Here is an 8,858-nt window from a genome sequence, read left to right as displayed (position 1 = left end):
ACGACGGTCCAGCGTGGGGGCCGCGAAGCGTGGAACGAGTCCCGCATCGCGGGGGCGACGTCGACCTTGTGGCCGAACTTGGGGTTCACCTCGCGGTCGGGCTCGTCGCCGCCGGCGGGGACGTAGAAGTTGTGGATGATCGTTCCGTTCTCGAGCCGCGCGGCGACGTGGCGGGCGTCGCCCTTCTCGCAGAAGTCGCGGTGTCCCATGTCCTCGAGCGGCAGCTTCGAGAGGATGGCGACGCCGTTGTAGCCCTTCTGCCCGCGCGCCACGATGTGACCGTAGCCGAGCGCCTGGAACGCCTCGAGCGGGATCTTCTCCACCGGGCTCTTGCACTCCTGGAGGCAGAGGACGTCGGGCGCCTCTTCGGTCAGGAGCTTCGCGACGAGACCCGCGCGCAGGCGGACGGAGTTGATGTTCCAGGTGGCGAGCGTGAAGGGCATCGGCGGCATGGTTCCTCTGCGGCTTCCGGCGCGCCTGCGGGGCCGCGTCGGATCAGTCGTAGAGCGTGTAGTCCGCCCGGTCGCAGATATCCACCGTGTCGGTGAAACGGGACCCGTCCGAGAACGCGAAGAAGAAGTCGTAGATGCAGTAGTATCCTCCCGAGTAGACAACGAAGGTGGTCTCGTACCGGGAGTGAAGCGCCATGCCGCTGAGCAGGTTGTCCTCGTAGTATTCCCCCAGTTCCGCGTCCTCCCCCAAGACATCGATGTCCGACGGTATGGCGTAGAACTCGACGATCGCGACCGAGGTCATGTTGATCAGGGTGAAGTCGAGATCCTGCGCCGTGGCGGCGGGCGCGCCGAGGCAGAAGCCTGCGAGGATCACGGGGAAACGTGTGGTCATCGCTACGGCACTCCCGGCACGCGGACACGGGCGAAAGTACGGCGCGGGGTGATTCCGCGCAACGGGCACTCACCGGGGCTCGGCGCGGCGCCCGTGGAACATCGCTCCGACGCGGGCGTTTCCCGGCCGACCCGCAACCGACCGGAGATCCGACCCATGATGACCCGCCTTCTCGGAACCGCAGCCGCGCTCGCCCTGGCCCTGCCCGCCGTCGCCCAGGACTCCGCGGGCACGATCACCGGGCGCTACAATGCCGACGAGGCGGTCTGGACCGTCGGCTCGCCCGAGGGGGCCGACCTCCCCGCGAGCGGTTGGCGCGAGACGGAGGACGGCATCGAGGTCACGCTGGTCGGTCTTCCCGGTCCCGCCGAGGTCGGGCGCGACGACGGACCCTACGAGAACGCGCTCGTCGTGACGTTCACGCTGGACGGACAGCCGCAGGAACTCGCCGTGCGGGAGCCTTCGGTGATGCTCGGGACGGGCGAAGGCCCCGCGCTTCTGGCCCAGCCCGTCAACATCGACCTCTCGGTGACGGCGGTGGAGTTGACCGGCGACGACATGGCGATCGCGGGCGATCTCGTCGCCACGGTCACGCCGGGAGGGCGGGGCAACCTGACCATCCGGTCCGATGATGCGGTTCTGATCGACGGCAACTTCCAGGCGACGCTGGTGCGGACGGAGTCCGAGGGCTGATCCGCCGGAAAAGAAAGGCCCGAACCGGAGTTCGGGCCTAGTCCAACAGGGAGGTAATGAAGTCTGTCTATCCCGCAACCCAAGGTTGCACCTTGATCTGCGTCAATCTTTTGAGGCGAGCGCTCAGGCCACCAGCCGGTAGCCTCCGCTCTCGGTGACGAGGAGCCGCGCGTTCGACGGATCGGGCTCGATCTTCTGGCGGAGGCGGTAGATGTGGGTCTCGAGGGTGTGCGTCGTGACGCCCGCGTTGTAGCCCCAGACCTCGTGCAGCAGCACGTCCCGCGCCACCACGCCCGACTGCGCGCGATATAGGAACTTGAGGATGTTCGTCTCCTTCTCGGTCAGTCGGATCTTCTTGAGGTCCTCCGTCTCGAGCAGCTTCATCGCGGGCTTGAACGTGTAGGGGCCGAGCTGGAAGACCGCATCCTCGGACTGTTCGTGCTGGCGGAGTTGGGCGCGGATGCGGGCCAGCAGGACCGGGAAGCGGAAGGGCTTGGTCACGTAGTCGTTCGCGCCCGCGTCGAGGCCGAGGATCGTGTCGGCGTCGCTGTCATGGCCGGTGAGCATCAGGATCGGGCACTTCACGCCCTGCTTGCGCATCCGGCGGCAGAGCTCGCGCCCGTCGGTGTCGGGCAGGCCCACGTCGAGGATGACGAGGTCGTAGAGACCCTCCTTCACCCGTTCCATCGCCTTCGCGCCCGAGTCGGCCTCGAACACGTCGAAATCCTCGGTCATCACGAGTTGCTCGGACAGCGCCTCGCGCAGGTCGTCGTCGTCGTCGACGAGCAGGATCTTCTTCAGGGTTGCCATGGATCGTCCTCCCGGCTGCATGATGCATCGGACATGCGCGGGTCACGGTTTCCTGACAAGCATCTGAAAGGATTTTTCACGCAGGCGTGTGGCCCTGCGAGGGATTGTTTCAAATTCCTTCGCCAGGCTGTAAGTGGCGGGCATGGTCCGCCCCTCGAACGATCTCCTCCTGCCCAGCCCCGCCGAGCGGGTCGGCCGCGCGCGCGCCGACCTTCGCATGGGGCTGCCCGTGGTGATCGGGGGCGGCGCGCACGGGCTCGTGGCGCTCGCCGCCGAGACGGCGCGCGAGGATCGGGTGGCGGCGCTCAGGCAGGCCGGGGGCTCCGCCGTCGTCGCGATCACCGCCTGGCGGGCCGAGACGCTGAAGGCGCGGGCCTATGACGGCGATCTTGCGCGGATCGTGATGCCGGAGGAGGCGGGCGCGGCCTGGCTCCGCGACCTCGCCGATCCGGCGCGCGACCTGATGTCGCCGATGAAGGGGCCGCTCGCCTCGCTGCGGGAGGGCGACGCCGTGCTGCACCGCCTCGCGCTCCTGCTGGCGAAGTCGGCGCAGCTCCTGCCCTGCGTCCTGACGGTGGAAACCGACGCGCCCGCGCGCCTGGCCGAAGCGCTCGGGCTGACGCGGCTCGACGCGGCGGAGACGGCGGACGACCTCGCGCGGCACCACGACCTGCTGCCGGTCGCCGCCGCGCGCCTGCCGATGGAGGCGGCGGAGGCCGGGCGCCTGCACATCTTCCGTCCCGACAACGGCGGCGTCGAGCATTTCGCCATCGAGATCGGGCGCCCCGACCGGGAGCGTCCGGTGCTCGCGCGGCTCCACTCCGCGTGCTTCACCGGCGACGTGCTCGGCTCGCTCAAGTGCGACTGCGGCCCGCAGCTCCGCACCGCGCTGGCCGAGATGGGGCGCGAGGGGGCGGGGGTTCTCCTCTACCTCAACCAGGAGGGACGGGGCATCGGCATCACCAACAAGATGCGGGCCTATTCGCTCCAGGACCAGGGATTCGACACGGTCGAGGCGAACCACCGCCTCGGCTTCGAGGACGACGAGCGGGACTTCCGTATCGGTTCCGACATCCTCAGGCGGATGGGGTTCTCGAGCGTGCGGCTGATGACGAACAACCCCCGCAAGGTCGAGATGATGGAGGCCGAGGGCATCGCCGTGACCGAGCGCGTGCCGCTGGTGACGGGCACCAACCGGCACAACGCCCATTACCTCGACGTGAAACGGTCGAAGTCGGGGCACCTCCTGTGACGCCGACGGACATGGTGCTGACGCCCATGGGCCTCCGCTTCATGGGAGTGACCTATCCCTGCACCATCGGGCGGTCCGGCGTGACCGGGGACAAGCGCGAGGGCGACGGCGCGACGCCCGCCGGCATCCACCGGATCGTCGGCTGCCTCTACCGCCCGGACCGCATGGCGCGGCCCTGCGACTGGGCGCTGCCGATCCGGCCCTCCGACCTCTGGTCCGACGATCCGGGGCACGAGGACTACAACCTGATGGTCCGCGCGCCCTATCCGCATTCGGCCGAGCGGCTGTTCCGCGCCGATCCGCTCTACGACCTGATCCTGCTGACGGACTGGAACTGGCCGCGGGCCGAGCGCGGGCGGGGCTCGGCGATCTTCCTTCACCGCTGGCGGGGTCCGGGGCGGCCGACGGAGGGCTGCATCGCGCTCGCGCCGGAGCATCTGCGGCGGATGGCGGGGCGCATCGGCTACGAGACCCGGCTGATCGTGACGTAGGGCGGGACAAGTCCCGCCGCGCGCGCCCGATGGCGGGACTTGTCCCGCCCTACGGCTCGTAGGCGCGCTCGCCGAAGATGGCGGAGCCCACGCGCACATGGGTCGCGCCGAAGGCGACGGCCTTCTCGAAATCGGCGCTCATCCCCATCGACAGGCCGGAGAGGCCGTTGCGCTCCGCCATCTTCGCCAGCAGCGCGAAGTGCAGGCTCGGCTCCTCGTCGACGGGCGGGATGCACATGAGACCCGCAAGGGGCAGGTCCATCGCCTGGACCTCGGCCACGAACGAATCGACCTCGGCCGGAAGGCAGCCGGCCTTCTGCGGCTCCTCCCCGGTGTTGACCTGCACGAAGAGCGCGGGACACGCGCCGCGCTCCTGCGCCAGACGCGCCAGCGTCTGGGCCAGCTTCGGCCGGTCCACGGTGTGGATCGCGTCGAACATCCCGACCGCGGCGCGGGCCTTGTTGGTCTGCAATGGGCCGATCAGGTGCAACGCTATCCCGTCATAGCGCGCCTGGAAGTCGGGCCAGCGCCCCTGCGCCTCCTGCACACGGTTCTCGCCGAAGACGCGGTGGCCCTGCTCGAGGACGGCCGCCACGCGCTCGGGCGGCTGGACCTTGGAGACGGCGATGAGCGTGGCGTCATCGGGGCCGCGGCCCGCGGCGGCGAGGGCGGCATGCAGGCGCGTCGTGATCTCGGTCAGGGACATGGCACGGGCCCCCTCGCGCCCTCAGAACTGCATCCGGTAGCGGATCGACAGCGTCTCGGCGCCGGGGTTGAACGGATCGATCCCGGCATTCGACAGGTGATCGAGGCTGAGCACGACCGCCCCCGTCGGCGACACGCGCCAGCCGAAGCCGATGAGCGAGCGGAACTGGAGGTTGCCGCCGAGCTCGGTCTCGCCGGGGTGGTAGAAACCGGGCATGAAGCTCGCCTCGACGAAGGCGTTGGGCGAGACGTCGAAGTCGAGGACGAAGCCCGCGCCCACCCAGGCGTCGCCGTCGAGGTCGCTGCGCGCGGCGATGCCCCAGGCGCCCGAGACGCCGCCCTGCTGGCCGAAGACCGGGGCGCCGTGGAACTCGACCACGCCGCCGACGCCGCCATGGTCGATGTCTGTGGTCAGGCCGAAGCTCAGCTCCTGCGCGGCGGCGGGGCCGGCGAGACCTGCGGAAAGGACAAGCGCGCACAGGCGCGCGGCGACCGGGTGATCGTTCGTGTTGGACACTGCTCTGCCTCGGATCTTGGTTGTTTTGCCAAAGTGATAGCAGCCGCGGGCCGAAAAGAAAAGAGCGGGCGCAAGGCCCGCTCTCTCCGAACTTCGTGATCCGGTCGGATCAGAAGGCCATGTTCAGGCCGAACGACCAGGTGCTGACACCAGCGGCTGCGCCGGTTTCGCCGTAGCCGTAGCCGAGGTGAGCGGAGAGACCGCCACCGAAGCTGTAGGCGGCCGAGAGGCCGTAGCCGTTCGCGTCGGCCAGGATGGCACCCGGATCCCAGTCGTACTCGCCGTAGTTGGCATGCACCGTGATCGCGTCGAAGGTGTAGCTCGCGCCGATGCCCATGTGGGTACCGTCGTTGTTCGCGCCGTCGACTTCGATCATCGAGTAGTTCAGAGCGGCCGAGAAGCCGGAGTCGAGCGCCACACGGCCGGAGAGGCCGGTGATCGCAACGCCCTGGTTGCCCGCGACGTTGTCGAAGCCGTCGTTGGTGAACTGGTAGCCGAGGCCGACGCCGAAGCTGCCGCCGCCGAACGAGCCGGAGTAGCGGACGCCGAGGCCCCAGATCGGGTCAGCGGTCACACCGGCGGTGTTGGCGATGGCCGCGCCGAAGAAGTTGCCGAGCGCGGTCTGGTTGTCGTCCTGCTCGACCGAGACGGCGACCGCGAAGTCACCGAACGAGTAGTCGTAGCGCAGGATCTGGCCGTCGTAATGACCGTCGAGACCGCCGTTGCCGTTGAAGCCGGCATGCGAGGTGTGGTCGTCGTTGATCGACGCGGCGCCGTTGAAGTCGACTTCCTGCATCGCCCAGTCGAGCGCGCCGTCGGTGTCGCCCATCGTCAGGGTGCCGAAGTCGCCCGAAACGAAGATCGCGACGCCCGCGTCATCCTGGTTCACGTTGGCGGCGTTCTCGTCGAGATCGATCGCGGCGCCGAAGGTCAGGCCGTTGTCGGCCGTGCCCGACATCGTGAAGGTGACGTCGATGTCCTGAACGAACTGGGTGGTAGCATTGTTGTTGCCACCCTGGATACCCATCTGGGCCGAGCCGCTCAGGGCGATGTCGGCCGATGCAACGCCAGCGGTTGCCACAAGGGCAGTCGTAGCGAAGAGAACCTTTTTCATGGTTTTTCCCTCGTGTTCACTTTGAAGGTGCACCTCAAGACGGATATCCGAATTGAGTATGCCCTTCTGTCGCCCGTGGGCCTGCCGATTGCAAGGAAGCGCCGGGGTGCCCGAAAATCTTGCGGGACTCGTGGTGCAGACATGTCACACCAACCCCGGCGCCCCCGAGATGCCCGTCGCGAAAGGGAAAAGTCGCGGGGGACCGGCGGACAGCGGTGGCGGGATCGCGGGGGCGGCAACCCCGGCGAGCGCGCGGGGCAGCGAACGCTGCATGACACTCGACCCTTGCCGCTCCGGCATCGCTTCTGTAGCTAGAACCGCGATCAAGGACCATCCCGGGGCAGAGTCATGATGCGACGCGACACACGCAAGACCCGAGCAGTTTCCGCCGGGCTTCTCGCCGCGGCGCTCGTCCTGACGGGCTGCGGCGGCTTCGGCCAGCGCGAGATGGACCCCGAGACCCGGCGCCAGCTGGAGCAGTCCGGCGCGCTCGCCCCGCGCGACCGCGACACGATCTGGGACCTCTTCAACAACCGCGACGACCCGAACGTGACGGTCGAGGTGAACCGCTACCTCTGGCAGGCCTCGCTCGAGATCCTGGACTTCATGCCGATCGAGGCGGCGGACCCGTTCTCGGGCGTCATCTCCTTCGGCTACGGCACGCCCCCCGGCGGCGGGCAGGCCTACCGCGCCACCGTCTTCGTGACCGATCCCGCGCTCGAGGCGCGCTCGCTCCGCGTCGCGCTCCAGTCGCGGGGCGGCGCCGTCAACCGCGAGACCGCGCGCCAGATCGAGGATGCGATCCTCACGCGCGCCCGGCAGCTCCGCATTCGCGACGGCAGGCTCTAGACCCTCCAACCGCCGCGCCGTAAACACACGCCGGGTCCGGGGGACACCCCCGCCCGGCGTTTTCCGTTGAAGCGAAGGAAGTCCGATGTCCCGCTACGATCCCGCGACGCTGGAACCGAAGTGGCAGGCCGCCTGGGAGAAGGCGGGCACCTTCCTCGCGACGCGCGACGAGACGAAGCCCAAGTACTACGTGCTCGAGATGTTCCCCTACCCCTCGGGGCGCATCCACATCGGGCACGTGCGCAACTACACGATGGGCGACGTGATCGCGCGCTACAAGAAGGCGACGGGGCACAACGTGCTGCACCCGATGGGCTTCGACGCCTTCGGGATGCCCGCCGAGAACGCCGCGATGGAGAACGGCGGCCACCCGGCCGACTGGACCTATCAGAACATCGACACGATGGTCGCGCAGATGAAGCCGCTCGGCTTCGGCCTCGACTGGAGCCGCATGTTCGCCACCTGCGACCCGGAGTATTACGGCCAGCAGCAGGCGCTGTTCCTGGACTTCCTCGAGGCGGGGCTCGTCTACCGCAAGAACGCGGTGGTGAACTGGGACCCCGTCGACATGACCGTGCTCGCCAACGAGCAGGTGATCGACGGCAAGGGCTGGCGCTCGGGCGCCGAGGTGGAGCGGCGGGAACTCACGCAGTGGTTCTTCCGCATCTCCGACTACTCGCAGGAACTGCTCGAGGCGCTGGACGGCCTCGACGACTGGCCGGCGAAGGTCAAGCTCATGCAGGCCAACTGGATCGGCCGGTCGCGCGGGCTCCAGTTCGCGTTCGGGCTGGTGGAGCCGACGCGCGGCCACGACCGGGTCGAGGTCTACACGACGCGGCCCGACACGCTGCTCGGCGCGTCCTTCATCGGCATCTCGCCCGATCACCCGATCGCGAAGGAACTCGAGGCGCACGATCCGAAGGTCGCGGCCTTCTGCGCCGAGGCGCGGCGCGGCGGCACGACCGAGGAGGCCATCGAGAAGGCCGAGAAGCTGGGCTTCGACACCGGGCTGCGCGCCCGGCACCCCTTCGACACGTCATGGGAGCTGCCGGTCTACATCGCGAACTTCATCCTGATGGACTACGGCACGGGGGCGATCTTCGGCTGCCCGGCCCATGACCAGCGCGACCTCGACTTCGCGCGGAAATACGGCCTGCCCGTCACCTCGACCTTCGTGCCGCTCAAGGGCGACCACACGAAGCCCGAGGACGGTGGTGCGGCCTACGTGCCGCCGAAATCCGACCGCGTGCACTGGACCCTGCCCTTCGCCTGGGACGCCGAGGCGACCGGCGAGGAGGCGATCGACGCCGCGATTCGCTTCTGCGAGGAGAAGGGCGTCGGCCACGGCGTGACGAAGTTCCGCCTGCGCGACTGGGGCCTCTCGCGGCAGCGCTACTGGGGCGCACCGATCCCCGTCGTGCATTGCCCGGACTGCGGCGTGGTGCCCGAGAAGAAGGAAAACCTGCCGATCGAGCTGCCGCGCGACGTGAGTTTCGACGTGCCCGGCAACCCGCTCGACCGGCACCCGACATGGCGCGACTGCACCTGCCCGCGCTGCGGCGGGGCGGCGAAGCGCGAGAC

11 protein-coding genes are annotated in these 8,858 nt (G+C 68.8%); 5 read left to right on the top strand and 6 right to left on the bottom strand.

What is annotated here, in order from left to right; genetic code table 11:
* The coding region (locus ACTS11_RS14270) for an endonuclease/exonuclease/phosphatase family protein (protein ID WP_442640971.1) at positions 1–443 on the bottom strand (443 nt) is incomplete at its 3' end.
* Between the two features lie 52 nt (positions 444–495).
* Entirely contained in the window at positions 496–846 is a 351-nt protein-coding gene (locus tag ACTS11_RS14265; protein WP_442640970.1) for a hypothetical protein, read from the bottom strand.
* A 156-nt stretch (positions 847–1,002) separates the two neighbouring features.
* Here ACTS11_RS14265 and ACTS11_RS14260 point away from each other — a divergent pair, with 156 nt between their 5' ends.
* Entirely contained in the window at positions 1,003–1,539 is a 537-nt protein-coding gene (locus ACTS11_RS14260) for a hypothetical protein (RefSeq protein WP_442640969.1), read from the top strand.
* A gap of 123 nt (positions 1,540–1,662) precedes the next feature.
* Here the strand turns inward: ACTS11_RS14260 and ACTS11_RS14255 are convergent, their stop codons facing one another.
* Entirely contained in the window at positions 1,663–2,349 is a 687-nt protein-coding gene (locus ACTS11_RS14255; RefSeq protein ID WP_442640968.1) for a response regulator transcription factor, read from the bottom strand.
* A gap of 142 nt (positions 2,350–2,491) precedes the next feature.
* Between ACTS11_RS14255 and ribA the strand changes: the two genes are divergently transcribed.
* Complete coding sequence (gene ribA, locus ACTS11_RS14250; RefSeq protein ID WP_442640967.1) at positions 2,492–3,601, top strand: GTP cyclohydrolase II; 1,110 nt, start codon at positions 2,492–2,494, stop codon at positions 3,599–3,601.
* Positions 3,598–4,092, top strand: a complete 495-nt coding sequence (locus ACTS11_RS14245; protein ID WP_442640966.1) for a L,D-transpeptidase family protein — start codon at positions 3,598–3,600, stop codon at positions 4,090–4,092. Before ribA ends, ACTS11_RS14245 begins: the two co-directional genes overlap by 4 nt.
* A 49-nt stretch (positions 4,093–4,141) precedes the next feature.
* Here ACTS11_RS14245 and ACTS11_RS14240 read toward each other — a convergent pair whose 3' ends face one another.
* The 3 genes from ACTS11_RS14240 to ACTS11_RS14230 all read right to left on the bottom strand — a co-directional run bounded on the left by ACTS11_RS14240 (position 4,142) and on the right by ACTS11_RS14230 (position 6,428).
* Entirely contained in the window at positions 4,142–4,798 is a 657-nt protein-coding gene (locus ACTS11_RS14240; RefSeq protein WP_442640965.1) for a YggS family pyridoxal phosphate-dependent enzyme, read from the bottom strand.
* 21 nt (positions 4,799–4,819) lie between these two features.
* Complete coding sequence (locus tag ACTS11_RS14235; RefSeq protein ID WP_442640964.1) at positions 4,820–5,314, bottom strand: acyloxyacyl hydrolase; 495 nt, start codon at positions 5,312–5,314, stop codon at positions 4,820–4,822.
* Positions 5,315–5,423: 109 nt separating this feature from the next.
* Positions 5,424–6,428, bottom strand: coding sequence for a porin (locus ACTS11_RS14230; protein WP_442640963.1), 1,005 nt, complete (start codon positions 6,426–6,428; stop codon positions 5,424–5,426).
* A gap of 348 nt (positions 6,429–6,776) precedes the next feature.
* Here ACTS11_RS14230 and ACTS11_RS14225 point away from each other — a divergent pair, with 348 nt between their 5' ends.
* Entirely contained in the window at positions 6,777–7,277 is a 501-nt protein-coding gene (locus ACTS11_RS14225) for a DUF3576 domain-containing protein (RefSeq protein WP_442640962.1), read from the top strand.
* A gap of 85 nt (positions 7,278–7,362) precedes the next feature.
* The coding region (gene leuS, locus ACTS11_RS14220; protein WP_442640961.1) for a leucine--tRNA ligase at positions 7,363–8,858 on the top strand (1,496 nt) is incomplete at its 3' end.

The organism is Roseicyclus sp., assembly GCF_052168335.1.
Taxonomy (GTDB): Bacteria; Pseudomonadota; Alphaproteobacteria; order Rhodobacterales; family Rhodobacteraceae; genus Roseibacterium.
Note: the sequence above shows the minus strand (reverse complement) of the source record. Positions and strands in the feature narration are given on the sequence as shown.